Source organism: Streptomyces sp. NPDC093065 (genome assembly GCF_044754585.1).
Classification (GTDB): Bacteria; Actinomycetota; Actinomycetes; order Streptomycetales; family Streptomycetaceae; genus Streptomyces.
In genome coordinates, this window is the sequence record NZ_JBIVPJ010000001.1 from 109720 (window position 1) to 135144 (window position 25425).

The 25425-nt window shown below is 73.1% G+C and carries 19 protein-coding genes; 4 read left to right on the top strand and 15 right to left on the bottom strand.

The window, feature by feature from the left end; all coding sequences use genetic code 11:
• Positions 1-244: 244 nt before the first annotated feature.
• Complete coding sequence (locus tag ACIQFU_RS00470; RefSeq protein WP_402547869.1) at positions 245-1483, bottom strand: carbohydrate kinase family protein; 1239 nt, start codon at positions 1481-1483, stop codon at positions 245-247.
• 81 nt (positions 1484-1564) lie between these two features.
• Positions 1565-2860 (bottom strand): glucarate dehydratase family protein, encoded by a 1296-nt coding sequence (locus ACIQFU_RS00475; RefSeq protein WP_402547870.1) that lies wholly within the window; start codon positions 2858-2860, stop codon positions 1565-1567.
• Between the two features lie 310 nt (positions 2861-3170).
• On the opposite strand from ACIQFU_RS00475, the gene ACIQFU_RS00480 reads away from it, so the two are divergent.
• A complete protein-coding gene (locus ACIQFU_RS00480) occupies positions 3171-4526 on the top strand; it encodes an MFS transporter (protein ID WP_402547871.1) in 1356 nt (451 codons plus the stop codon).
• 15 nt (positions 4527-4541) lie between these two features.
• Here ACIQFU_RS00480 and ACIQFU_RS00485 read toward each other — a convergent pair whose 3' ends face one another.
• The 9 genes from ACIQFU_RS00485 to hrcA form a co-directional block, all read right to left on the bottom strand.
• Positions 4542-5540 (bottom strand): adenosine deaminase, encoded by a 999-nt coding sequence (locus ACIQFU_RS00485; RefSeq protein WP_402547873.1) that lies wholly within the window; start codon positions 5538-5540, stop codon positions 4542-4544.
• Positions 5541-5560: 20 nt separating this feature from the next.
• Positions 5561-6466: a ribonuclease Z gene (locus tag ACIQFU_RS00490; RefSeq protein WP_402547875.1), complete on the bottom strand. Its 906-nt coding sequence runs from the start codon at positions 6464-6466 to the stop codon at positions 5561-5563.
• Between the two features lie 16 nt (positions 6467-6482).
• Positions 6483-6836 (bottom strand): histidine triad nucleotide-binding protein, encoded by a 354-nt coding sequence (locus ACIQFU_RS00495; protein WP_402547877.1) that lies wholly within the window; start codon positions 6834-6836, stop codon positions 6483-6485.
• Between the two features lie 274 nt (positions 6837-7110).
• Positions 7111-10308 (bottom strand): S41 family peptidase, encoded by a 3198-nt coding sequence (locus ACIQFU_RS00500; RefSeq protein WP_402547879.1) that lies wholly within the window; start codon positions 10306-10308, stop codon positions 7111-7113.
• An 84-nt stretch (positions 10309-10392) separates the two neighbouring features.
• Positions 10393-10914, bottom strand: a complete 522-nt coding sequence (locus tag ACIQFU_RS00505; protein WP_402547880.1) for a hypothetical protein — start codon at positions 10912-10914, stop codon at positions 10393-10395.
• Positions 10915-11051: 137 nt separating this feature from the next.
• Positions 11052-11801 (bottom strand): 16S rRNA (uracil(1498)-N(3))-methyltransferase, encoded by a 750-nt coding sequence (locus ACIQFU_RS00510; protein ID WP_402547881.1) that lies wholly within the window; start codon positions 11799-11801, stop codon positions 11052-11054.
• Positions 11798-12883, bottom strand: a complete 1086-nt coding sequence (locus ACIQFU_RS00515; RefSeq protein ID WP_402547882.1) for a nitronate monooxygenase — start codon at positions 12881-12883, stop codon at positions 11798-11800. Before ACIQFU_RS00515 ends, ACIQFU_RS00510 begins: the two co-directional genes overlap by 4 nt.
• An 87-nt stretch (positions 12884-12970) precedes the next feature.
• The gene (dnaJ, locus tag ACIQFU_RS00520; RefSeq protein WP_007388451.1) at positions 12971-14107 is read right to left on the bottom strand and encodes a molecular chaperone DnaJ; all 1137 of its coding nucleotides are present in this window, start codon (positions 14105-14107) and stop codon (positions 12971-12973) included.
• Positions 14108-15124, bottom strand: a complete 1017-nt coding sequence (gene hrcA, locus ACIQFU_RS00525; protein ID WP_402547883.1) for a heat-inducible transcriptional repressor HrcA — start codon at positions 15122-15124, stop codon at positions 14108-14110.
• Positions 15125-15282: 158 nt separating this feature from the next.
• On the opposite strand from hrcA, the gene ACIQFU_RS00530 reads away from it, so the two are divergent.
• Both ACIQFU_RS00530 and ACIQFU_RS00535 read left to right on the top strand, forming a co-directional pair.
• Positions 15283-16023 (top strand): MBL fold metallo-hydrolase, encoded by a 741-nt coding sequence (locus ACIQFU_RS00530; protein WP_402547885.1) that lies wholly within the window; start codon positions 15283-15285, stop codon positions 16021-16023.
• 34 nt (positions 16024-16057) lie between these two features.
• Positions 16058-16867 (top strand): DUF3097 domain-containing protein, encoded by an 810-nt coding sequence (locus ACIQFU_RS00535; RefSeq protein WP_402547887.1) that lies wholly within the window; start codon positions 16058-16060, stop codon positions 16865-16867.
• A gap of 126 nt (positions 16868-16993) precedes the next feature.
• Here ACIQFU_RS00535 and hemW read toward each other — a convergent pair whose 3' ends face one another.
• The 4 genes from hemW to lepA form a co-directional block, all read right to left on the bottom strand.
• A complete protein-coding gene (gene hemW / locus ACIQFU_RS00540; RefSeq protein ID WP_402547889.1) occupies positions 16994-18226 on the bottom strand; it encodes a radical SAM family heme chaperone HemW in 1233 nt (410 codons plus the stop codon).
• 44 nt (positions 18227-18270) lie between these two features.
• Positions 18271-20451 (bottom strand): SpoIIE family protein phosphatase, encoded by a 2181-nt coding sequence (locus ACIQFU_RS00545; protein WP_402547890.1) that lies wholly within the window; start codon positions 20449-20451, stop codon positions 18271-18273.
• A 244-nt stretch (positions 20452-20695) separates the two neighbouring features.
• The gene (locus ACIQFU_RS00550; protein ID WP_402547892.1) at positions 20696-22573 is read right to left on the bottom strand and encodes an AMP-dependent synthetase/ligase; all 1878 of its coding nucleotides are present in this window, start codon (positions 22571-22573) and stop codon (positions 20696-20698) included.
• Between the two features lie 317 nt (positions 22574-22890).
• Complete coding sequence (gene lepA, locus ACIQFU_RS00555; RefSeq protein WP_402547894.1) at positions 22891-24759, bottom strand: translation elongation factor 4; 1869 nt, start codon at positions 24757-24759, stop codon at positions 22891-22893.
• A 237-nt stretch (positions 24760-24996) separates the two neighbouring features.
• Between lepA and rpsT the strand changes: the two genes are divergently transcribed.
• Positions 24997-25263 carry a 30S ribosomal protein S20 gene (gene rpsT, locus ACIQFU_RS00560; protein ID WP_402547895.1) on the top strand — a complete coding sequence of 89 codons (267 nt, stop codon included), beginning with the start codon at positions 24997-24999 and terminating at the stop codon, positions 25261-25263.
• The last annotated feature ends 162 nt before the right edge of the window (positions 25264-25425 follow it).

The window sequence follows — 25425 nt, forward strand, 5'->3', positions numbered from 1 at the left end:
CACGCGGCGGCAGCCGCACATCGATACAGCCTGGACCTGCACGTGAAGGTGGCGAAGGACTGGCAACGCGACCCCAAGCAGCTCCGACGGCTCGGATTCTGACCCCGCCCGGGACGCCGCCACGCGGCGGCAGCCGCACATCGATACAGCCTGGACCTGCACGTGAAGGTGGCGAAGGACTGGCAACGCGACCCCAAGCAGCTCCGACGGCTCGGGTTCCGAGGCGCCGGGGCCGCTGTCGCGGTCAGGGCGTCGGGCGGCGGAAGCCGATGGTCGGGACCGCGCGGCGCAGGGGCCAGGAGCCGGGCTGGGCGTCGGGGACCAGGCCGGCCAGGAAGGCGTAGCGGCGCAGGGCCGTCGGGTCCTGGCCCTCGACGGACTGGACCTTGCGCCACCAGGTGGCGATCTCGCACCAGCCGGGCGCCGACAGCGAGCCGCCGAACTCCTGCACGGAGAGCGCGGCGGTCAGGCCGGCGAAGGCCAGGCGGTCGGCCAGCGGCCAGCCGGCCAGGGTGCCGGTGACGAAGCCGGCCACGAAGACGTCCCCCGCGCCGGTCGGATCCAGGGCCTCCACCTCGATGGCCGGGACCTCGGCGCTCTCCCCCGTGCGCCGGTCCACCGCGTAGGCGCCGTCCGCGCCGAGGGTGACCACCGCCAGCGGCACGTGCTCGGTCAGGGCGTGCGCGGCTGCGCGGGGGCAGGCGGCGCCGGTGTAGCGCATGGCCTCCTCCGCGTTCGGCAGGAAGGCCTCGCAGTGCGCGAGGTCGGGCAGTCCGGCCAGGTCCCAGGCGCCGGTGTCGTCCCAGCCGACGTCGGCGAAGACGCGGGTGCCGCGGGCGGCGGCCTGGGCGATCCAGGGGGCGCGGACGCCGGGCGTGAGGGCTGCGACGGCGGCACGGGCGCGGGGCGGGCAGTCGGGCGACGGCTCCTCGGGCGGCGGCTCGTGGCCGTGGGAGACCATCGTGCGCTCCCCCTCGTACGCCATCGACACCGTCACCGGCGAGTGCCAGCCGGGCACGGTGCGGGACGGGGTCAGATCGATGCCCTCGCCCTGGGAGAGGGCGTGCCAGCAGTAGTCGCCGTAGTGGTCGTCGCCGAACGCGGCGGCCAGCGAGGTGCGCAGGCCGAGGCGGGCCAGCGCGGTCGCCATGTTCGCCACGCCGCCGGGGCTCGACCCCATGCCGCGGGCCCAGGACTCGGTGCCGCGCACCGGGGCGGAGTCGAGGCCGGTGAAGACGACGTCGAGGAAGACGGTACCCGTCAGGTACACGTCCCAGGGCGGGTCCTGCGGGGCGCGCAGGGCGGCGAGGGGATCGACCTCGGGCCGTCGGTGCGATCCCTCGCCCTGGCTGTGGCGGTGCGTCCTCTCGTCGGCCGGCACGACTGGCATGGCGGGCACGTCGGACGCCGTCGGCACGGGCGGGGTGGACACGGACGCGGTGGACGACTCGGTGGACACAGTGGACACGGTGGAGGCTGTCACGGTGCGCTCCCTGGCATGGTGCGGATCAGGCCAGTGTGCACCACACCGCCGACAACCCGGCGCAGGAAGCGGGACCGTCCGTCACCAGCGCGGCACGGACGGGGTGACCCACGCGGGGTCGGCGACCCGCATCGCGGCCGCGTCGTCGCGGTCGCGCAGGGCGCCGTCGTCGTCGAGCCAGCGCCGGTGCAGGAACGCCAGCCGGTCGCGGTCGAGTTCGACGCCGAGGCCGGGGGCGTCGGAGACGGTGACGCGGCCGCCGTCGAAGGTGAGGCGTTCGGTGAGCACGTCCTCGGACTGCCAGGGGTAGTGCGAGTCGCAGGCGTGGTGGAGGTTCGGGACGGTGGCCGCCACGTGGGTCATGGCGGCGAGGCTGATGCCGAGGTGGGTGTTGGAGTGCATGGAGACGCCGACCCCGAAGGTGCGGCAGACGGCGGCGAGTTGCTGGGTGTTGCGCAGCCCGCCCCAGTAGTGGTGGTCGGAGAGCACGACCTGGACGGCGTCCCTGGTGAACGCCTCGGGTATCTCGGCGAACGTCGTCACGCACATGTTGGTGGCGAGCGGCACCCCGGTCCGCGCGGCGACCTCGGCCATCGCGGGCGTGCCGAGGGCGGGGTCCTCCAGGTACTCCAGGACGTCCCCGAGTTCCGCGGCGACCTTGAGCGAGGTCTCCACGGACCAGGCGCCGTTGGGGTCCAGGCGCAGCGGGTGGCCGGGGAAGGCCGCGGCGAGGGCCCTGACTGCGGCGATCTCCTCGTCGGGCGGGAAGACGCCGCCCTTGAGCTTGAACGAGGTGAAGCCGTACCGCTCGGTGAAGGCGCGGGCCTGCTCGACCACGCCGGCCGGGTCGACGGCGGCGCCCCAGTCGTCCTTCTCGCAGGCGACGCCCTCGGGGTGGCCGGCCCACTTGTAGAAGAGGTAGGCGCTGTACTCGACGGCGTCACGGACCTTGCCGCCGAGCAGCGCGTGCACGGGCAGGCCGAGCGCCTTGCCGAGGGCGTCGAGGCAGGCGACCTCGAAGCCGGACAGGACGGACAGGCGCAGCTTGTCGGCGGTCTGGACACCGCGCAGCCCGCCGACGTCGACCTGCCCGGAGACCCGGGAGGAGTCGACGGTGACCTCGTCGGCGAGGGTGAACAGAGCGTTCAGGTCCCCGACCTGACGTCCCACCAGCTTGTCGGCGAACGGGCGGGCCAGCTCCAGGTACTTGGCGTCTCCGTAGGTCTCGCCGACGCCGGTGGTGCCGTCGGCGGTGTCGACCTCGACGATCAGCCGGGGGGTGTAGGGCTGGTGCACGCCCTGGGTGTTGAGCAGCGGCGGGTCGGCGACGAGGATCGGCGTGAGGCGGACGGCCGTGACGGTGAGGTCGGCGGTCACAGGGGCACCTTTCCTTCATCCATGTATGCGAATGAAGGTTAGGTAAGTGAATGCACGGCGTCAATGAGTCGACCGCGCGCAACAGGAATCCGCGGACCGGTTGCGGCCGGGATCGACTTGCCCCGCCAATGAAAGCGGCTTCGATTACCCAGCATCGAAACACCCAAACGCTTATGTGAGCTAGATCACACCGAGTCGCCTGTTTCGCGCCTCCCCGCGCTTGATACAAATTGCCCGCGCGCCCCTCTCGGTCGACGGGTCGTCGCCCCCTCTCTTCCCACCGTCCCTTTCGCATGCCCCGGGAACGCCCGTGTTCGCCCCCCGCACCACTGCCTGGCCCCTCGTCGCCCTTTTCACGGCCGGGTACCTGCCCCCGTATCTGCTGCCCACCACCGTCGGCAGACTCGACACCGGCCTGCCGCTGTCCACCACGCAGGCGGGCGCCGTCGGCAGCGCGCTGCTGCTGAGTTCGGCGACCGCCGGCTTCCTGCTGGCCTCCCGGGTGCAGCGCGTCGGCGCCCGGACGCCGGCCCGCTTCGGGCTCGCGCTGGCCGTCCTCGGCTACGGCGCCGCGGCGCTGACCACCGCCGTACCGGCCGTCGTCTTCGGCGCGGTCGTGGGCGGTTTCGGCTCGGGGACGGCCACGACGGTCGCCGCGACCCGGATCGCCGCGGAGCGCGATCCCCACCGGACCTCCACGCTGGGCCTGCTGAGCGTGTCCGCGCTGGCCGGCGCGGTGTACCTGACGGTGCCCCACCTCGGCCGGGCGCACGGGCTGCCGCTGGCCGCGATCGCCCTGACCGCGCTGGCGGTGTGGCCGCTGACGGGCAGCCTGCCGGGCCGGGCCGCCGACGTCCCGGCCGCGCACGGCGCCGCCGACACCACCGCCCCGCTCCCCCACCGCCGTTCGGGACTCGTCCTGGCCGTCACGGTGCTGTGCTGGTCCCTGGCCCAGAACTCCCTGTGGGGCGTCAGCGGCCGGATCGGGCTGACGCAGGCGGGGCTGGGAGACGCCGCCCTCGGGGTGGTCTTCGCCGTCGCGCTGGGCGCGGGGCTGGTCGGCGTGCTGGTGGCCGGAGCGCTCGGGCCGCGGCTCGGGCGGGCGATGCCCGTCGGCGCCGGCACGGTGCTCATCGCGGTCTGCATCGCGGTGAGCGCGTCCGCGACCACCCCGGTGAGCTTCGCGACCGGCGAGATCGCCTGGAACACCGTCTACCCGGTCGTGCTGTCGTACCTGATCGGTCTCGCCGCCTCGCTCGACGCGCGCGGCCGGTGGGCGGTGCTCGTCGGCTCGGCGTCGTCCCTGGGCATGGCCGCCGGACCGCTGACCGGCAGCGTGCTGTCGGCGCAGGCCGGCTACCCCGTCATGGGCCTGGTGCTCGCCGTCGGGCTGCTGCTGGTCGCCGCGCCGATGACCGCCGTCGCCCTGCACACCGGCGGGCGCCCGCTGCTGCCCGGCGCGATCCGCCGCCGCGGCGGCACCCCGGCCGCGCTGGTCGCCGCCGCCACGGGTACGCCGAGCGGTGCGGTACCGGAGGTCGGTGCCGTGGAGCAGCCGGTCGTGGAGATCGACGTGGCGGCGGCCCCGGCCGTGGCCGTCCGGGGTGCCTACGACACGGCCGGGCCCCGGCAGGCGGCGTCCGCACCGGGGGCCGGGACGGTCTGAGCCGGCGCGAGGACGCTACGCGGCGGGGAACTCGTACGCCGCGACCTCCGCGAGGCAGCGCGCCCGCAGCTCCTCGTCGTCCTCCAGGAAGGAGGCGAGGAAGGAGTTGCGGGCCAGCTCGCGCAACCGCTCCTCGGTCAGGCCGAGGGCATCGCGCACGGCGTCGAAGTTGTCGCCCGCGTAGCCGCCGAAGTAGGCGGGGTCGTCGGAGTTCACCGTGCACATCAGGCCCGCTTCGAGCATCGCGGGCAGCGGGTGGTCGGCGAGCGTGTCGACCGTGCGCAGCCGTACGTTGGACAGCGGGCACAGGGTGAGCGGGACGCGTTCGCGCACCAGCCGCTCGACCAGCGCCGGGTCCTCCACCGAGCGCAGACCGTGGTCGACGCGCTCCACGCCGAGGACGTCCAGGGCCTCGACGACGTACTCGGGTGGCCCCTCCTCGCCCGCGTGCGCGACCCGGCGCAGCCCGAGGGCGGCGGCGGCCTCGTACACCTCGCGGAACTTGACCGGCGGGTGGCCGACCTCGGCGGAGTCGAGGCCGACGCCGGTGATGCGGTCGAGGTACGGCTTGGCGGCGTCGAGGGTCGCGAGGGCCGACTCGGCGGACTCGTCGCGCAGGAAGCAGAGGATCAGCCGGGTGGAGACCCCGTGGTTCTCGCGCGCGGCACCCAGCGCGCGCCACAGCCCCTCCACCACCGTGCCCATCTCCACGCCCCGGGCGAGGTGGGCCTGCGGGTCGAAGAAGATCTCGGCGTGCCGGACGCCCTGCGCGGCGGCGCGGGCGAGGTAGGCGTTGGCGAGGTCCTCGAAGTCCCGCTCGGTGCGCAGGACGGCCATCAGCTCGTAGTACAGGTTCAGGAAGGACTGGAGGTCCGCGAAGCGGTATGCCTCGCGCAGGGCGTCCTCGTCCGCGTACGGGAGCGCGACACCGTTGCGGGCGGCCAGTGCGAAGGCCAGCTCGGGTTCCAGGGTGCCTTCGATGTGGAGGTGCAGTTCAGCTTTGGGCAGGGGCATCAGAGCATCGTACGACCGTTCTACCGGCGTTTCGGAACCGGGACGCGGGTGAGGTCGCGGGCCACGGTCAGCTCGCCCGCGTAGCCGGCCGCGCGCGCCTGGCGCTCGAACTCCTCGGGCTCGGAGTAGCGCTGGCTGAAGTGGGTCAGGACCAGGTGCCGTACGCCCGCGTCCCGGGCGACGCGCGCGGCCTGCCCGGCGGTGAGGTGACCGTGGTCGGTGGCGAGGGCCTCGTCCTCGTCGAGGAAGGTCGACTCGATGACGAGCAGGTCGCAGCCCTCGGCGAGCGCGTGCACGCCCTCGCACGGCCGGGTGTCCATGACGAACGCGAACCGCTGGCCGCGGCGGATCTCGCTGACCTCGTCGAGGGATACGCCGTTCAGCGCGCCCTCGCGCTGGATGCGGCCCACGTCGGGGCCCGTGATGCCGTGCGCGGCCAGCCGCTCGGGCAGCATGCGGCGGCCGTCGGGCTCGGTGAGCCGGTAGCCGTACGACTCGACGGGATGGGACAGCCTGCGGGCGTCCAGCGTGTAGGCGGGGGTGACCGCGAGGGGGCCGTCCGCGGCGACGGGGGCCTCCGTGAGGGCGACGGTCTCGCGGTAGGCGGTGGCGTACCGCAGGCGCTCGAAGAACCGCTGCCCGGAGCGCGGGTAGTGGGCGGTGATCTCGTGCGGGACCCGGTCGAGGTTGATGCGCTGGATCACGCCGGCGAGTCCGAGGCTGTGGTCGCCGTGGAAGTGCGTGACGCAGATCCGGTTCAGGTCGTGGGCGGCGACCCCGGCGCGCAGCATCTGGCGCTGGGTGCCCTCGCCGGGGTCGAACAGGATGCCCTCGCCGTCCCAGCGGAGCAGGTAGCCGTTGTGGTTGCGGTGCCGGGTGGGGACCTGGCTGGCGGTGCCGAGGACGACGAGTTCGCGTACGGACACGGGTGTCTGCCCCGGACTATCCGGGGGGCCATTCCAGACCGCGGCCGCCGAGCACGTGGGCGTGCGCGTGCCAGACGGTCTGTCCGGCGCCGCTGCCGGTGTTGAAGACGGTGCGGTAGCTGTCCAGCTGCTCGGCGTCGGCGACGGCCTGGGTCTCGCGCAGGACGTCGGCGGCGAGCTGCGGGGCCTCGGCGGCGAGGGCGGCGGCGTCCTTGTGGTGGGCCTTGGGGATCACCAGGACGTGGGTGGGGGCCTGGGGGTTGATGTCCCGGAACGCGACGGTCGTGTCCGTCTCGCGGACGATCGTCGCGGGAATCTGCCCTGCGACGATCTTGCAGAACAGGCAGTCGTCCTGTGCCTCGCCAGTCACTTGGCTCTCCTCACACGGGTGATCTTCCAGTGGCATCGTATCCGGCGCTCCCCTCAAGCTGCGGGCGGTCGTGCCGCTTGGGGCGGCACGGGTGGGCGCAGGCGGCGCCCCGCCCCGCCGGGCCACGCACCCCACCCCCGGGCCGGCACGGGCGCCGTGCGCCGGTGTGGACGCCGGGTGGGTGTGCTCGCCGGGTGCCGCCGCGCCCACCCGTGCCGCCCTGGGGGTACCTCCCAGGCCGTCCAGGCACTGGGGGAGGCACGACTGCCCGCGGTCAGGGCAGGCTCGGCGGCGTTTTCGCCGGGGATTCCTCCAGCGCGGCCAGCGCCAGCGTGATCGCCTCGTCGAGTTGCGGGTCGCGGCCCGCCGCGTGGTCCTGGGGACGCTGCGGCACCTCCACGTCCGGATCGACGCCGTGGTTCTCCACCCCCCAGCCGTACCCCTCCAGCCAGAACGCGTACTTCGGCTGTGTGATCAGCGTCCCGTCCACCAGCCGGTAGCGGCTGTCGATGCCGATGACGCCGCCCCACGTGCGGACACCGACGACCGGCCCGATCCCCAGCGCCTTGATCGCCGCGTTGACGATGTCCCCGTCCGAGCCGGAGAACTCGTTGGCGACGGCGACGACCGGCCCGCGGGGCGCGTCCTGGGGGTAACTGGTCGGCCGCATGCCGCGCGGCAGGTCCCAGCCGACGATGCGCCGGGCCAGCTTCTCCACGACCAGCTGGGAGGTGTGCCCGCCGCGGTTCTCGCGGACGTCGACGACCAGGCCCTCCCTGGTCACCTCGACACGCAGGTCGCGGTGGATCTGGGCCCAGCCGGGCGCCTGCATGTCGGGGACGTGCAGGTAGCCGAGCCGGCCGCCGGACTTCTCGTGGACGTAGGCGCGGCGGTCGGCGACCCAGGCGTGGTAGCGCAGCGGCTCCTCGTCGGCGAGCGGGACGACGACGGCGTGCCGCACCTCGCCGCCGCCGGACGGGGAGACGGTCAGCTCGACGGGCTTGCCCGCCGTGCCGACGAGCAGCGGTCCGGGCCCGGTGACCGGGTCGACGGCCTGTCCGGCGACGGCGACGATCGCGTCCCCGGCGCGCACGGCGACACCCGGTGCGGCCAGCGGGGAGCGGGCGTCGGGGTCGGAGGTCTCCGAGGGCAGGACGCGGTCGATGCGCCAGGCGCCGTCCTCGTGCCGGGAGAGGTCGGCGCCGAGCAGGCCCTGCCGGGCGCCGGAGCCGTGGCCGCCGCGCGGGGTGACGTAGGCGTGCGAGGTGCCGAGTTCGCCGTGCACCTCCCACAGGAGGTCGACCAGGTCGTCGTGGGTGGCGACGCGGTCCAGGACGGGCCGGTAGCGGTCGAGCACGCCGTCCCAGTCGACGCCGTTCATGTCGGCCCGCCAGAAGTGGTCGCGCATGATGCGGCCGGTCTCGTCGAACATCTGCCGCCATTCGGCGGCCGGTTCGACCCTCTGGCGGACCCGCCCGAGGTCGACGGTGATGTTGGTGTCGCTGTCCTCGTCGCCGGAGGCCCGCCGGTCGCTGGGCACGACCTTGAGCCGGCCGTCGGTCCACAGCAGCACCCGCTTGCCGTCGCCGCTGACCTCGAAGTGGTCGGCGTCGCCGCCGAGGTGCTCGACGCGCTGCTGGGCGAGGTCGTACCGCTCCAGCTCGGTGTTCGGATCGGGGTCCTCGGGGTTGGCCCGGGAGGCGCCGAGGACACCGGTGAGGGGGTGGCGCAGCCACAGGACGCCGTCCTTGGCGGCGCGCAGCCGGGAGTAGCGGGCGGCCTCGACCGGGAAGGGCACGATGCGGTCGGCGAGGCCCTCGATGTCGATCCGGGTGGTGGGAGTGCCCTCGCTGTCGGGGGTCTCCTCGCGGTCCGGGGTCTCGAAGGGGCGGCCGTGGCGCTGCGGACCGAAGGGCGAGGGGGTGGTCGCGGCGAGCGTGATCAGGTAGGGCCGGGCGCCCTCGACGAAGGCCAGGTCGAAGACGTGCTCGTCGTAGACCGGGTCGAAGGAGCGGGTGGAGAGGAAGGCGAGGTGCTTGCCGTCCAGGGTGAAGGCCGGCGAGTAGTCCTTGAAGCGCAGCGGCGTCGCCTCGCTCACCGACAGGTCGGTGGTGTTGGCGAGTTTCAGCTGCCGCAGCGGTTCCGGTCCCGGGTGGGACCAGGCGAGCCAGGCGGAGTCCGGCGAGAAGACCAGGCCGGAGGCGTCGCCGTCCTCGCTGCGGTCGACCTCGCGGACCTCGCCGCTCTCGCGCTCGACGAGCAGGACCCGCCCGTCGTGCGAGGCGACGGCGACGCGGCTGCCGTCGGGGGCCACGGCGAGGTGCAGCACCCGGCCGAGCTGTCCGGCGGCCAGGCGCCGTGCGGTGGCGCCGGGGGCCAGTCCGGTGGCGGGCGCGAACTCCAGGGCGTCGTCGCCCTCGGCGTCCGTCACCCACACCACCCACTCCTCGCCCTCGGTGCGGAAGGTGCGCGGCAGCCTGGTGCGTACGCCGGGGGTGGCCGCGAGCGCGCGGGCCGGCCCTGAGCGGTGGGTGACCCAGTGCACGCCGCCGCGTACGGCGACGGCGCTGCCGCGCGCGGTGTGGTCGGGGGACGCGGAGCCGAACCAGTGGGCGGCGTTGACCGGGTAGGGCTGGAGGTCGACGCGGGCGCCGCCGAGCCGGACGTCGAGCCGGCGCGGTTCGGCGCCGTCGAGGTCGTCCAGCGTCCACAGTTCACCGGCGGACGAGTAGACGACGCGGGTGCCGTCGGTCGCGGCGTGCCGGGCGTAGAAACCGTCGAGGGGCGTGTGGCGGCGCAGGTCGGAGCCGTCGGCGAGGGAGGAGTAGAGGGCGCCGGTGCCCTCGTGGTCGGAGAGGAAGGCGATCCGGTCGCCGACCCAGAAGGGGTACTCGATGTTGCCGTCGAGGCCGTCGTGCAGGCGTACGAACTCGCCGTCGTCCTCGGCGTCGATCCACAGCTTGCCGGCCGTGCCGCCCCGGTAGCGCTTCCACCAGGCGGCCTCGCGGCCCATCGGCGCGGACAGCAGCACGGTGTGCGGGCCGTGGGCGACGTCGCCGACGGGCCCGTAGGGCAGGGTGGTCGCCGGTCCGCCGTCGAGCGGGACGGCGCGGGCCCAGCTGCGGCGCAGGCTGGCCTCGCCGTGGGTGCTCAGGGCCAGGACGCGGCCCTCGACCGTCCAGCCGCGTACCTGGGTCCTGATGCTGCCCCAGTGGGTGAGGCGCTTGGCGGGGCCGCCGTCGACGGGGGCGACGTGCACCTCGGGGGCGCCGTCGCGGGTGGAGGTCCAGGCGACCGTGGTGCCGTCGGGCGAGATGCGCGGGTGGTTCACCGGTACGTTGTCGGCGCTGACCCGCCAGGCGCGGCCGCCGTCGAGCGGGGCGAGCCACACGTCGTCCTCGGCGGTGAAGGCGACCAACTCGCCGTGCGGGTGCGGAAAGCGGAGGTAGGCAGGCGCTGCGGGCTGAGTCACCCCCTCACCCTATGCAGGGGCGCGGCCCGCCGACAGAGGTTTGGATCACTTGTCCGTGCGGGACCCGTCCGATGCCCCGTCCGGCTACTTGCCCTCGACCGGCCCGCAGTGCGGGTCGTTCGGGCACCGGATGGTCCGGGTGACGGTCACGGTGGGCCCGGGCCGGTCCGGGGAGGGCCGGTTCGCGGGCGGCGCGCTGGTGGCGTCGCAGTCGCCCAGGCCCTTGACGCGGAACCACTGCTTGCCGTCGACCTCGGCGGTCAGGTCGCCGCGCACGCAGGCGCCGTCGACGACCTTGGTGACCTCGCCGTCGACGTCGATGTCCTGGCCGGCGTCCGTCCTGCCCTCGCAGTGGACGGAGGCGACGGCGTTCTCGTCCCCCGGGGCCGTGGCGCCGGCGCCCTTGTCGCCGTAGGAGGCGTTGCAGGTGAGCCAGCGCACCTCCGCCTTCTGCCGCTGCAGTTCACGGGTCACGGTCTGGTCGGTCGTGTAGGCCACCGTCGCGGTGCCGAGTCCGCCCGGTTCGCACGCGACGACCCCGCCGACGGCGACGGCCGCGCCGACGACCACGGGAGCGATGCGCCGAATTCGCCTCATTGCCCACATGAGGGGCAGCGTCCCACCGCTCGGGGACCTGCGGTAGGGCGCATACGGCCACTCCTCACCACCGTGGGCGCGTGCGGGAGGGGGTGTCGGCTCAGCCTGCGTGCGGTGGACGGGACGGCCACCTCGGGCCGGGCGGGTCAGGACCAGCGGCCGGTGCGGGCCAGGAGTACGGCGGTCGCGGCGGTGCCCGCGGTGGAGGTGCGCAGGACGCTGCGGCCCAGGCGGTAGGGCCTGGCACCGGCTTCGGCGAAGAGCGCCAACTCCTCCGGGGACACGCCCCCTTCGGGGCCCACGACCAGCACGATGTCGCCGGTGGCGGGGAGTTCGGCGACGGACAGGGGGGCGTCGCCGCTCTCGTGGAGTACGGCGGCGAAGTCGGCCTCGGCCAGAAGTGAGGCAACCTGCTTGCTCGTCGCCGCGTCCGCGACGTCGGGGAAGCGGACCCGGCGGGACTGCTTGCCGGCCTCCCGCGCCGTGGCCCGCCACTTGCCGAGGGCCTTGAGGCCGCGCTCGCCCTTCCACTGCGTGATGCACCTGGACGCCGCCCAGGGCACGATCGCGTCGACCCCGACCTCGGTCATCGTCTCGACGGCAAGCTCACCGCGGTCGCCCTTGGGCAGGGCCTGGACGACGGTGACGCGGGGCTGCTCGGCGGGCTCCTCACGCACGCCGTCGGGGACGGTGACGACCAGGCGGTCCTTGCCCTCGGCGGCCTTCACCACGCCCTCGGCCCAGCGTCCGCGCCCGTCGGTGAGGACGACGTCCTCGCCGGCCCGCAGCCGCTTCACAGAGACGGCGTGCCGTCCCTCGGGGCCGTCGAGGACGTACTGGCCCGCGGGCAGGTCCTGCGGGCGCAGGGAGTCGGCCACGAACACCGGTGCCGTCATCGGGCGCCGCCTCCCGTCGCATAGCCCGACAACGCTGTCCCGGCGGCGGCGAGTTCGGCCGCCAGCACCTCCACGAGCTGTCCGGCGGGCAGCTCCCGGGCCATCCGGTGGCCCTGTCCCGCCCACAGCGCCATGCCCTGCGCGTCGCCCGCCTTCGCCGCCGCCTTGCGCACCGGCGAGGTGAGGTGGTGCACCTCGGGGTAGGCGGCGGGGGCGTAGGGGCCGTGCTCGCGCACGAAGCGGTTGACCAGCGCGCGGGCGGGACGGCCGGAGAAGGCGCGGGTGAGTTCGGTGCGGACGAACAGCGGGTTGGTCAGCGCCTGCTTGTGCAGGTCGTGCGCGCCGGACTCGGGGGTGGCGAGGAAGGCGGTGCCGAGCTGGGCCGCGCTCGCGCCGGCCGCCAGGACGGCGGTGATCTGGCCGCCGCGCATGACGCCGCCGGCGGCGACGATCGGCAGGCTCACCGCCTCCCGGACCTGGGCGACCAGCGACAGCAGTCCAGTGCCCGCGCCGCCGGTCTCCGGGTTGTCCCGGTGGGTGCCCTGGTGGCCGCCGGCCTCGGCGCCCTGCGCGATCACCGCGTCGGCGCCGGACTGCTCGACGGCCCGGGCCTCGTCCGCGGTGGTCGCGGAGACCAGGGCGAAGGTGCCCACGCGGTGCAGGGAGTCGACGACCTCACGGCTGGGGACACCGAAGTGGAAGGACACCACCGGTACGGGGTTGTCGAGCAGTACGGCGAGCTTGGTGTCGTAGCCGTCGTCCCGGCCGCAGTCGGGGTCGCCCAGCTCCGTCTCGTACCAGGCGGCCTCGCCGGCCAGCTGGTGGGCGTAGACGTCGACGGCGGCGGGGTCGGCCGTCTCGGGCTGCGGCAGGAACAGGTTGACGCCGAAAGGGCGGCTCGTCAGTCCCCGCAGATGCTTGATCTCCTGGTACATGCCGTCCGCCGTCTTGTACCCGGCGGCCAGGAAGCCCAGCCCGCCAGCCTCGGACACGGCGGCCGCGAGCCGTGGCACGGAGACGCCGCCCGCCATGGGCGCCTGCACGATCGGGTAGGGGAAGAGATCGGTCAGTGCGGAGGACATGACGGCATGTTGTCACGTCCTCCGCACAAGTCCGAATCCGGGCTTCCGTTGGCATACGCCAGGAGCATCCGCATCCCCGGAGGGACCTCAGCGCCCGTTGAACGCGTCCTTCAGCCGCGAGAACAACCCCTGCTGCCCCGGCTGGAACTGCCCCGTCGGGCGTTCCTCGCCGCGGAGCTTGGCCAGTTCGCGCAGGAGGCGTTCCTGTTCGGGGTCGAGCTTGCCCGGGGTGGTGACCTCGACGTGGACGATGAGGTCGCCGCGGCCGCCGCCGCGCAGGTGGGTGACGCCCCGGCCGTGCTTCGGGATCGACTGGCCGGACTGGGTGCCCGGGCGGATGTCGACCTCCTCCATGCCGTCCAGGGTCTCCAGCGGCACCTTCGTGCCGAGGGCGGCCGCCGTCATCGGGATGGTGACCGTGCAGTGCAGGTCGTCGCCGCGCCGCTGGAAGGTCGAGTGGGGCAGCTCGTGGATCTCGACGTACAGGTCACCGGCGGGACCGCCGCCGGGGCCGACCTCGCCCTCGCCCGCGAGCTGGATCCGGGTGCCGTTGTCGACACCGGCCGGGATCTTCACGGTGAGGGTGCGCCGGGAGCGGACCCGGCCGTCGCCCGCGCACTCGGGGCACGGGGTGGGGACCACGGTGCCGAAGCCCTGGCACTGGGGGCACGGGCGGGAGGTCATGACCTGGCCCAGGAAGGACCGGGTGACCTGCGAGACCTCACCGCGGCCGCGGCACATGTCGCACGTCTGGGCCGACGTGCCGGGCGCCGCGCCCTCGCCGTTGCAGGTGTTGCAGACGACCGCGGTGTCGACCTGGATGTCCTTGGTCGTACCGAACGCGGCCTCGTCCAGCTCGACCTCGATGCGGATCATCGCGTCCTGGCCCCGGCGGGTGCGCGAGCGCGGTCCGCGCTGCGACGCCGTACCGAAGAACGCGTCCATGATGTCCGAGAAGTTCCCGAAGCCACCCGCGCCGAAGCCGCCGGCCCCGCCGCCGCCCGCCTGCGAGAGCGGGTCGCCGCCGAGGTCGTAGACCTGCTTCTTCTGCGGGTCCGACAGCACCTCGTAGGCGGCGTTGATCTCCTTGAACCGCTCCTGGGTCTTCGGATCGGGGTTGACGTCCGGGTGCAGCTCGCGCGCGAGCCTCCGGAACGCCTTCTTGATCTCGTCCTGGGAGGCGTCGCGGCGCACGCCGAGTACGGCGTAGTAGTCCGTGGCCACCTACGACTCCGCCAGGATCTGTCCGACGTACCGTGCCACTGCGCGTACCGCTCCCATCGTTCCCGGGTAATCCATGCGGGTCGGTCCGACCACGCCGAGCTTGGCAACCGCCTCGCCGCCCGAACCGTAGCCGACCGACACGACGGACGTTGAGTTGAGTCCCTCGTGGGCGTTCTCGTGACCGATCCGTACGGTCACGCCCGGATCCTTCGCCTCGCCGAGCAGCTTGAGGAGCACGACCTGCTCCTCCAGCGCCTCCAGCACCGGCCGGATCACCAAGGGGAAGTCGTGCCCGAAGCGGGTCAGATTGGCGGTGCCGCCGATCATCAGCCGCTCCTCGTTCTCCTCGACCAGCGTCTCCAGGAGAGTGGAGAGCACGGTGGAGACCGTACCGCGATCCTCGGCCTCGAACGCCTCCGGCAGTTCCTCGACCAGGCCGGGCACGTCCGTGAAACGGCGTCCCGCGACCCGGCTGTTGAGCCGCGCCCGCAGGTCGGCCAGCGATGCCTCGCCGAACGGCGCCGGGCAGTCGACCATCCGCTGCTCGACCCGGCCGGTGTCCGTGATCAGCACGAGCATCAGGCGCGCGGGCGCGAGCGCGAGCAGCTCCACGTGCCGCACGGTCGAGCGGGTCAGCGACGGATACTGCACGACGGCGACCTGCCGGGTGAGCTGCGCGAGCAGCCGCACCGTGCGGGCCACGACGTCGTCGAGGTCGACGGCGCCCTCCAGGAAGTTCTGGATGGCGCGCCGCTCGGGCGCGGTCATCGGCTTGACGCCGGCCAGCTTGTCGACGAAGAGCCGGTAGCCCTTGTCGGTCGGGATGCGCCCGGCGCTGGTGTGCGGCTGGGCGATGAACCCCTCGTCCTCCAGGGCCGCCATGTCGTTGCGCACGGTGGCCGGCGAGACGCCGAGATTGTGCCGTTCGGTGAGGGCCTTGGAACCGACCGGCTCCTCGGTGCCGACGTAGTCCTGGACGATGGCGCGCAGCACCTGAAGCCTGCGTTCACTGAGCATCCGGCGCGCACCTCCAGCTGTCGTCCGCCCGATTCGGCCTGTCTGAACCTGTCTGTCCTGGCACTCATGGCTCGCGAGTGCCAGACTTCCCCGGGCCAGTGTACGGCCGTGGGGTACGCACCCGGCAAGGCCGTGACGATGCCGTTAGCGTCGTCGCCGTGACGGTGACTTGGGAAGAGCTGGGCTGGGAGCGGCTGGCGGGCGGAGTGGGGCGGTGCCGGCTGCCGGGCTGGGACTGCACGGCGGGGCTGGTGCTCGGCGCGGACACGGTGCTGATGGTGGACGCGGGGTCGAGCCTGGCGGAGGGCGCCCGGTTGCGCGAGGCGGCGCGACGGCTCGCCGGCCGCCGTGTGACACATCTCGCGCTGACCCACCCGCATTTCGACCACGTCTTCGGCGCGGCGGCGTTCGAGGACGCGGAGGTGTACGGCGCCGCGGGTACGGGCGCGCTGTTCGCGCCGGGCGGACAGGGGCGGGAGGCGCTGCGCGCGGACGCGGTGGCGGAGGGGCTGGACGCGCGGGCGGCACGGGCGGCGGCCGACGCGCTCGTCCCCGTCCCGCACGAGATCGGCGACGCGTGCGGACTCGACCTGGGCGACGGCGGGCGGGTGCTGCTGGCCGACGTGGGCTCGGGCCACTCCGGGCACGATCTGGCGGTGCTGGTCCTGGTGCCGGGGTCCCCGGCGGTCGTCTTCTGCGGCGACCTGGTCGAGGAGTCCGGCGATCCCCAGGCCGGCCCCGACGCCGTACCGGAGCGCTGGCCCGCCGCCCTGGACCGGCTGCTGGAGCTGGGCGGCGCGGACGCGCTGTACGTTCCCGGTCACGGAGCGGTGGTGGACGCCGGGTTCGTGCGGGCCCAACGGGACGCGCTGGCCGCCCGGTTCGGCGTGTCGCGCTGATCATCGGGCGGGCGTTCCTCGTATCGTCAGCAGAATGCGCCAGTACTCCGCCGACCTGACCCCTCCGTGGAAGAAACCGCAGCCCGTTCCCGAGGTGCCGGCCGAGCCGGGCCTGGTGGTCGAGGAGCCCGGCACCGGGTTCTGCGGCGCGGTGATCGGCTGCGAGGCGGGCACGGTGACGCTGGAGGACCGCTTCGGCAAGCACCGGGTGTTCCCGATGGAACCGCGCGGTTTCCTGCTGGAGGGGCGCGTGGTGACGCTGGTCCGCCCGTCGTCTTCCTCCGGTCCGGCACGCCCCTCCCGTACGGCGTCCGGTTCGGTCGCCGTCCCCGGTGCCCGCGCGCGGGTGGCGCGCGCCGGGCGCATCTACGTCGAGGGGCGGCACGACGCCGAACTGGTCGAGAAGGTCTGGGGCGACGACCTGCGCATCGAGGGCGTCGTCGTGGAGTACCTGGGCGGCGTGGACGACCTCCCGTCGATCGTCACCGACTTCGCGCCCGGTCCCGACGCCCGGCTGGGTGTCCTGGTGGACCACCTGGTGCCGGGTTCGAAGGAGTGGCGGATCGCGGAGGCGGTGACGAGCGAGCACGCGCTGGTCGTGGGCCACCCGTACATCGACATCTGGGAGGCCGTGAAGCCGTCCTCGGTCGGCATCGACGGCTGGCCCCGGGTGCCGCGCGGCCAGGACTGGAAGACGGGGGTGTGCCGGGCGCTGGGGTGGCCGTCGGAGAACACGGGGGCGGTGTGGCAGGCGATCCTGGCGCGGGTGGGGTCGTACAAGGACCTGGAGCCGGAGTTGTTGGGCAGTGTGGAACGGCTCATTGATCACGTAACCGTGTCTTGAACATCGTCCGGTCGTTGACAGACCGGGCCTGGTGGTCTGCTCTCCGCCCCTGCGGAGATGGTCCGTCGATCAGCTCGTCCACACGGCCGAGCAGTTCCTGCTCCCCGCGGAAGCGGGGATGACCCCTCAGTCCACCAGGTCCCGCACCACCGCGTCCGCCAGCAGCCGCCCGCGCAGGGTCAGAACCGCACTCCCTGCGTCGTACGGCCCCTTCTGGAGCAGCCCGTCGGACAGCGCACGCCGGGCCGCCGCGAGCCCCGCCTCCCGCAGCAGCGACAACGGCGCCCCCTCCCGCAGCCGCAGCTCCAGCAGGACGCGCTCCACCCGCCGGTCCTCGTCCGTCAGGACCTCACGCCCGGCGCCCGGCGACTTCCCCGCCGCCAGCGCCCCCGCGTACGCCCCCGGATGCTTCACGTTCCACCACCGCACGCCCCCCACGTGGGAGTGCGCCCCCGGCCCAGCACCCCACCAGTCGGCGCCCCGCCAGTACAGCTCGTTGTGCAGGCACCGCCCGGCGTCGGAGGTGGCCCAGTTCGACACCTCGTACCAGTCGAAGCCCGCCGCCGCGAGGGTCTCCTCGGCGATCAGGTACCGGTCGGCGTGCACGTCGTCGTCGGTCATCGGGACCTCGCCGCGTCGGATGCGCCGGGCCAGCCGGGTGCCCTCCTCGACGATCAGGGCGTACGCCGAGACGTGATCGGGCCCGGCGCCGAGCGCGGCGTCCAGGGAGGCCCGCCAGTCGTCGTCGGACTCACCGGGGGTGCCGTAGATCAGGTCGAGGTTGACGTGGTCGAAGCCGGCCGCGCGAGCCTCGGCGACGCAGGCCTCGGGGCGGCCGGGGGTGTGGGTGCGGTCGAGGATCTTCAGGACGTGCTGCTTGGCGCTCTGCATGCCGAAGGAGATCCGGTTGAAGCCGCCCTCGCGGAGGGTGGCGAGGTACGCCGGGTCGACCGACTCCGGGTTGGCCTCCGTCGTGATCTCCGCGTCCGGCGCCAGGCCGAACTCCTCGCGGACCGCGCCCAGCATCCGCACCAGGTCACCGGCGGCCAGCAGGGTGGGCGTACCGCCGCCGACGAAGACCGTGCGGACCTCGCGGGGGTCGTCGCCGAGCACCTTGCGGGCCAGGCGGACCTCGTCGACGAGGGTGTCGGCGTAGTTGTCGCGGGAGGCGAGGACGCCGCCGGTGCCGCGCAGCTCCGTGGCGGTGTAGGTGTTGAAGTCGCAGTAGCCGCAGCGGGTCGCGCAGTACGGCACGTGCAGGTAGAAGCCGAGGGGGCGGCCGGCGGCCCCGGCGAGCGCGGACGCGGGCAGGGCGCCGTCGGCGGGGACGGGCTCGCCGTCGGGGAGTGCGGAGGGCATGCGTTCCATTGTCCCGCACCCGGCCGGATCCCCTGCCCGCCCGCTCACTCCGCCTGGAGCACCAGCAGCGCCAGGTCGTCTTCCGGGGGCCGGGACCCGAACTCGTGCACCAGCCGCCTGATGCGCTCGGCGACCAGCTCGGCGTCCAGGCCCGTGCACCCGGCCAGCGCGGCGGCGAGTCCGTCGCCGTCGTCGAACTGGCGGGAGCCGCTGCGCCGCTCGGTGACCCCGTCCGTGACGCACAGCAGGGTGTCGCCGGAGCGCAGCTCGAAGGTCTCGCTGACGTACGTCGCGTCCTCGACTACGCCGAGGAGGGTCTGCGGGCACGCCACGGTGGAAACGGCGCCGTCGGGCCCGAGGAGCAGCGGCAGCGGGTGTCCGGCGGAGGCGAGGGTGCAGCGGACGCCGCCCTCGACGGGGACCAGCTCGCCGTAGAGCAGGGAGAGGAATCGGGTCTGCGGTCCGTCGCCCGGGGCAACCGGTGGGCCTCCGGCGGCGACCAGGGCGCGGGCGGCGGCGTCGGCGGCCTCGGTGGCGTCGTCGAGGAGGAGCTGGTTGAGGCGGTCGAGGACGTCCGGGACGCCGTACTGCTCGCGGGCCAGCAGCCGCAGCCAGGGCCGGGCGAGCCCGATGACGACGGCGGCCTCGGGGCCCTTGCCCTGGACGTCGCCCACGGCGAAGCACCAGCGGCCGTCGCCGGCCGGGAAGAGGTCGTAGAAGTCACCGCTGGGGCCGCCCTTGTCGCGCGGTTCGTAGACCAGGGCGCTGCGCACGCCGGGGATCTCGGCGACGGCGCCGGGCAGCAGGCCGCGCTGGAGCACGGCGCTGATGGTGGCCTGCCGGGCGTACTGGCGGGCAGCGCCGATGGCCAGCGCCACCCGGCGGCTGAGGTCCTCGACCAGCCCGGTGATCTCGTCGGGGAAGCCGGGGAAGCCGGGGAAGCCGCTGGTGTCACAGATGTCCGGGCCGCCCTGAGCGCCCGAGGCGCCCGGGGCGCCCAGAGCGCCGTCGGTGCCCTGGGCGTCCTGGGTGTCCAGAAGACCCGCAGGGCCGGCCCGTCCGATGACCAGGGTGCCCAGCGGCCGGCCGCCGGCGACCAGGCGGTAGGCGAGCGCGGTGCCGTGTGTGCCGAGTGCCTCGCCGGGCCAGGGGTGGCCGACGGGGCCGGAGCGCCACGGGTCGCGGGGACGGGGCGGCTCCTTCTCCAGGGCCGCGCGCAGTTCGTCGAGGTGGCCCTCGCCGGCGTGCCACACGCGGGCCAGCCGGGCGCCGACGGACGCCCCGGAGTCGTCGCTCCAGGCGCCCCGGCCCAGGGTCTCGTCCTCCAGCCACACCCCGCACCAGTCGGCGAGCCGGGGCACGATCAGCTGGCCGGTGAGGGAGGCGACGAGGTCCTCGTCGAGTTGGCCGGCCAGGAGGTCGGAGGCCTCGGCGAGGAAGGACAGGGCGCCGCGGCCCAGCCACTCCCGGTCGCGCGAGCGGCGGCGGCCGGGCCTTCCGGGCCCACCGGACGCGCAGTCCGGACCGCCGGGGACTCCCGGCTCCGCCGCCCCCGTGGACGGCGTGCCACGGCGCCCCACGGCGTACACGTCGATCCGCTCCGTGCTCCCGGCCGGCTCGACGCCCGCCTCGCCCGGCCGTACGGCCGCGACCTCCACGGCCCCGCCGCCGGCGCCCGCCCCCACACCGTCGGCGGGCTCGGCGCCGACGGCCGGCAGCCGCGCCCACACCGTCTTGGTGCCCGGGCGGTAGGTGATGCCCCATGCCTCCGCGAGCGCGGCGACGAGGTGCAGGCCACGCCCGTACTCGGCGGGTTCGTGCGGTGTCTCGTGGTCGCCGCCCCTCGGGGCGCGCGACGGGTGCTGGTCCGCGACCTCGACGACGAGAGTGCCGGTCGTCTCCACCTCGAGGCCCACCTCGACGTCGGTGCCGGCGTGCACGACGGCGTTGGTGACCAGCTCGCTGACGACGACCAGGGCGTCGGCGGTGAGGTGCTCGGTCAGGTGTTCCGTGCCGGGCAGGCCGAGCGCGGACCAGTCGGCGAGCGCGGCCCGCACCATCGCGCGGGCGGCGCCCGGCGCCAAGGAGCTGCCCAGCAGGGTCACGCGCGCCCGCGCGCACTCCTCGAAGCCCTCGCCGAAGCCCTCGGCGGATGCCTCAGCGGCACGCGCGGCCGCCGCGCCGGCGCGGGAGACGGTCTCCCGCTGCGTCGGAATGGCCCCCATGGACGTCTCCCCGGGCAGTTCGTGCGAATTCCTCACACTCGATGCCGACAGAGTGACAGACCGGCCCCGCCCATAAGCGCGGAGTTACCGAAGTGGGCCGCGATGGGTGAGAACCGTGCTAGGCGAATGTTCGAAGACGGCCGGAAGCCGACCGGAAATCGGACGTCTTCGAATATCTGCCGCGCGGTCGGCGGCACCCGCAGCCCGCGAAGGCCGTCGGGCGCCGGGTGCCGCGCGCCGGGTACTACGCCTCGCGCGAGCCCTCGTACATCTCCTCGATCAGGTTCTTGTACTCCCGCTCCACCACCGGCCGCTTCAGCTTCAGGCTCGGGGTGATCTCGCCGTGCTCGACGTCGAGGTCGCGGGGCAGGAGGCGGAACTTCTTGATGGTCTGCCAGCGCTGGAGGCCCTCGTTGAGCTGCCTGACGTAGCCGTCGACCATCTCGACGGTGGCGGGCGCCGCGACGATCTCCGCGTACGGCTTGCCCTCCAGGCCGTTCTCCTTCGCCCACTCCCCGATGGCGACCTCGTCGAGGGCGATGAGCGCGGTGCAGAAGTTCCGGGCGGCGCCGTGGACCAGGATGTTGGAGACGTAGGGGCAGACCGCCTTGAACTGGCCCTCGACCTCGGCGGGCGCGATGTACTTGCCGCCGGACGTCTTGATGAGGTCCTTCTTGCGGTCGGTGATGCGCAGGTAGCCGTCGGGCGACAGCTCGCCGATGTCGCCGGTGTGGAACCAGCCGTCGGACTCCAGGACCTCGGCGGTCTTCTCGGGCAGCTTGTGGTAGCCCTCCATGATGCCGGGGCCGCGCAGCAGGATCTCGCCGTCGTCCGCGATGCGCACCTCGGTGCCGGGCAGCGGCTTGCCGACGGTGCCGGTGCGATAGGCCTCGCCGGGGTTGACGAAGGACGCGGCGGAGGACTCGGTGAGGCCGTAGCCCTCCAGGATGTGGATGCCGGCGCCGGCGAAGAAGTATCCGATCTCGGGGGCGAGGGCGGCCGAGCCCGAGACGCAGGCCCGCAGGCGACCGCCGAAGGCCTCGCGGATCTTGGCGTAGACGAGCCGGTCGGCGACGGCGTGCTTGGTGCGCAGGCCGGTGGGGGCGCTCGCGGTGCCGGTGCGCCTGAAGTTGTCCTGGGTGACCTTGGCGTACTCGCGGGCAATCCCGGCGGCCCACTGGAAGATCTTGTACTTGGCACCGCCGCCCGCGCGGGCCTTGGCGGCGACGCCGTTGTAGACCTTCTCGAAGATGCGGGGCACGGCCGCCATGTAGGTCGGCTGGACCACCGGCAGATTCTCGATGATCTTGTCGACGCGGCCGTCGACGGCGGTGACGTGCCCGGCCTCGATCTGGCCGGAGGTCAGCACCTTGCCGAAGACGTGCGCGAGCGGCAGCCACAGGTACTGGACGTCGTCCTTGGTGACCAGGTCGGTCGCGGCGATCGCCTTGGCCATGTACGACCAGCAGTCGTGCGGGAGCCGCACGCCCTTGGGCCGGCCGGTGGTGCCGGAGGTGTAGATGAGGGTGGCGAGCTGGTCCTTGGTGAGTGCGCCGACCCGCTCCTTGATCAGCTGCGGGTCCGTCTCCAGACGGGCGGCGCCCCGGCGCTCCAGTTCGTCGAGGGTGAGGATCCACTCCTCGGAGGTGTCGGCACCGGCCGCGTCGATCAGGACCACGTGGGTGAGGTCGGGCAGCTCGGCCCGCTTCTCCCGCGCCTTGGCCAGCTGTGCGGCGTCCTCCGCGATCAGCACCCGGCTCTCCGAGTCGGAGAGGATGTACGCCGATTCGTCGGCGTTGGTCTGCGGGTAGACGGTGGTCGTCGCCGCGCCCGCGCACATGATGCCGAGGTCGGTGAGGATCCACTCCAGCCGGGTGGAGGAGGCCAGCGCCACCCGCTGCTCCGGCTGCACGCCCAGCTCGACCAGGCCCGCCGCGATCGCGTAGACCCGCTCGGCGGCCTGCGCCCAGGTCAGCGACTTCCAGTCGTCGGGGCCCTCGCCCGAGGCCGGCGGCACCGGATAGCGGTACGCCTCGGCGTCCGGCGTGGCGGCCACCCGCTCCAGGAAGAGTCCCGCCACGGAGGGCGGACGGTTCTCGATCAGTGTCTGTGTGTCGCTCACGACATCCTCCGGGCCCGCGACGGTGCGGCTGGCTCGTTGCGGCTGGCTCAGGTGTGGCTGGTTCACTCTCGGGCGGTGTTCAGGGGTCTTCAGGGGTCTTGAGGCGGTGACTCGGGCCGTTGCCCGATCACTTGTTTAACTCACGAGTAACTAAGGGGCAGGCATCAGAGTAAAGGGCGACCGGCCGCCGCGTAAGAGCCCGCGCCCTGTCACTTCCTACAGATGCGCGCCCGTGACATGCGAAGGGACCCGCCGCACTTTCGTACGACGGGCCCCTCGGTGTCCGTTTTGACCGGACTCGACGTGCGGCGTGGCGGTTACTTCTTGCCCTTGCCCGACCCCGCGCTGTCGTCACTGGACAGGACCGCGATGAAGGCCTCCTGCGGAACCTCCACGGAACCCACCATCTTCATCCGCTTCTTGCCTTCCTTCTGCTTCTCCAGCAGCTTCCGCTTGCGGGAGATGTCACCGCCGTAGCACTTGGCGAGGACGTCCTTGCGGATGGCGCGGATGGTCTCGCGGGCGATGACCCGGGAGCCGATGGCAGCCTGCACCGGCACCTCGAAGGCCTGCCGCGGGATCAGCTCCTTGAGCTTGGCGACGAGCCGGACGCCGTACGCGTACGCCTGGTCCTTGTGGGTGATCGCGGAGAACGCGTCCACCTTGTCGCCGTGCAGCAGGATGTCGACCTTGACCAGGCTGGAGGTCTGCTCGCCGGTGGGCTCGTAGTCGAGGGAGGCGTATCCGCGCGTCTTCGACTTCAGCTGGTCGAAGAAGTCGAAGACGATCTCCGCGAGGGGGAGGGTGTAGCGGATCTCCACCCGGTCCTCGGAGAGGTAGTCCATGCCGAGCAGGGTGCCGCGCCGGGTCTGGCACAGCTCCATGATCGAGCCGATGAACTCGGTCGGCGCGAGGATCGTGGCGCGCACGACCGGCTCGTAGACCTCGTTGATCTTTCCCTCGGGGAACTCGCTCGGGTTGGTGACGTCGACCTCGGTGCCGTCCTCGAGGATCACCCGGTAGACCACGTTGGGCGCGGTGGCGATGAGGTCGAGGCCGAACTCGCGCTCCAGCCGCTCGCGGATCACGTCCAGGTGGAGCAGGCCGAGGAAGCCGACGCGGAAGCCGAAGCCGAGGGCGGCGGAGGTCTCCGGCTCGTAGACCAGCGCGGCGTCGTTGAGCTGGAGCTTGTCCAGCGCCTCGCGCAGCTCGGGGTAGTCGGATCCGTCCAGCGGATACAGACCGGAGAAGACCATGGGCCTCGGGTCCTTGTAGCCGCCGAGCGCCTCCTCGGCACCCTTGTGCTGGCTGGTGACGGTGTCGCCGACCTTGGACTGGCGGACGTCCTTCACGCCGGTGATCAGGTACCCCACCTCGCCGACGCCGAGGCCGTCGGCGGAGAGCATCTCGGGCGAGTTGGTGCCGATCTCCAGCAGCTCGTGCGTGGCGCCGGTGGACATCATCCGGATGCGCTCGCGCTTGTTGAGCTGACCGTCGATGACCCGGACGTACGTCACGACGCCGCGGTAGGAGTCGTAGACGGAGTCGAAGATCATCGCGCGGGCGGGGGCGTCCTTGACGCCGACCGGGGCCGGGATGTCGGCGACGACCTTGTCCAGCAGCGCGTCGACGCCGAGGCCGGTCTTCGCGGAGACCTTGAGCACGTCGTCGGGGTCGCAGCCGACCAGGTTGGCCAGCTCCTCGGCGAACTTCTCGGGCTGCGCGGCCGGCAGGTCGATCTTGTTGAGCACGGGGATGATCGTGAGGTCGTTCTCCATCGCCAGGTACAGGTTGGCGAGGGTCTGGGCCTCGATGCCCTGGGCGGCGTCGACGAGGAGGATCGTGCCCTCGCACGCGGCCAGCGACCGCGACACCTCGTAGGTGAAGTCGACGTGCCCCGGGGTGTCGATCATGTTGAGGATGTGCGTGGAGCCCTTGTCGTGGGACGGGGCCCACGGCAACCGCACCGCCTGGGACTTGATCGTGATGCCGCGCTCGCGCTCGATGTCCATGCGGTCGAGGTACTGGGCGCGCATCTGCCGCTGCTCGACCACACCGGTCAGCTGGAGCATCCGGTCGGCGAGCGTGGACTTGCCGTGGTCGATGTGCGCGATGATGCAGAAGTTGCGGATCAGCGCCGGGTCGGTACGGCTCGGCTCGGGCACATGGCTGGGGATCGCGGGCACGCAGGGTCCTGATTCTTGAGGCGTCCGCAGTGTCTGCGGTCTCGGGTCTCGGGTCGGATCGATACGTAGCCTCCATGGTCCCACGGGTGGGGACCCGGTATGGGTTTGGGACCCTCGACGACCCGCTGGTAGTGTGGGGGGCTGTGTCTCTTGCCCTCTCAGCGCGAGGCACTCCTTCAAGAAATCACCGGCACGGGACCCTCGCGGCCTCGTGCCTGAACCTGCAAAGGCTCATTCGTGGCGAACATCAAGTCCCAGATCAAGCGGAACAAGACCAACGAGAAGGCCCGGCTGCGCAACAAGTCGGTCAAGTCCTCTCTGAAGACCGCGATCCGCAAGGCCCGTGAGGCCGCCGCCGCGGGTGACGCGGAGAAGGCCACCGAGTACCAGCGCGTCGCTTCGCGCGAGCTCGACAAGGCCGTCTCCAAGGGCGTCATCCACAAGAACCAGGCCGCCAACAAGAAGTCGGCGCTGGCGCAGAAGGTCGGCGCTCTCAAGGGCTGAACCCCTTATCTGGTCTGATCGCCGGATGGATCCAGAGCGGGCCCTCTCTCATCTGCTCCCGTCCGGCACTTAAGGATCCGTGCGCGGCCTGCGTTCGCCACGCGGGCACGGATCCGCGAGCTCGATCCGGAGGCCCCGGTGGCCGTCCTTCCCCAGGACGGA

Excerpts from the sequence above, each read along its gene's own strand:
- ACIQFU_RS00515 (WP_402547882.1), bottom strand. The coding sequence starts at position 12,883 with ATGTCCTCCGCACTGACCGATCTCTTCCCCTACCCGATCGTGCAGGCG.
- ACIQFU_RS00485 (WP_402547873.1), bottom strand. The coding sequence starts at position 5,540 with ATGCCCCTGCCCAAAGCTGAACTGCACCTCCACATCGAAGGCACCCTG.
- ACIQFU_RS00545 (WP_402547890.1), bottom strand. The coding sequence starts at position 20,451 with ATGGGGGCCATTCCGACGCAGCGGGAGACCGTCTCCCGCGCCGGCGCG.
- hemW (WP_402547889.1), bottom strand. The coding sequence starts at position 18,226 with ATGCCCTCCGCACTCCCCGACGGCGAGCCCGTCCCCGCCGACGGCGCC.
- ACIQFU_RS00505 (WP_402547880.1), bottom strand. The coding sequence starts at position 10,914 with ATGTGGGCAATGAGGCGAATTCGGCGCATCGCTCCCGTGGTCGTCGGC.
- hrcA (WP_402547883.1), bottom strand. The coding sequence starts at position 15,124 with ATGCTCAGTGAACGCAGGCTTCAGGTGCTGCGCGCCATCGTCCAGGAC.
- ACIQFU_RS00510 (WP_402547881.1), bottom strand. The coding sequence starts at position 11,801 with ATGACGGCACCGGTGTTCGTGGCCGACTCCCTGCGCCCGCAGGACCTG.
- ACIQFU_RS00535 (WP_402547887.1), top strand. The coding sequence starts at position 16,058 with ATGCGCCAGTACTCCGCCGACCTGACCCCTCCGTGGAAGAAACCGCAG.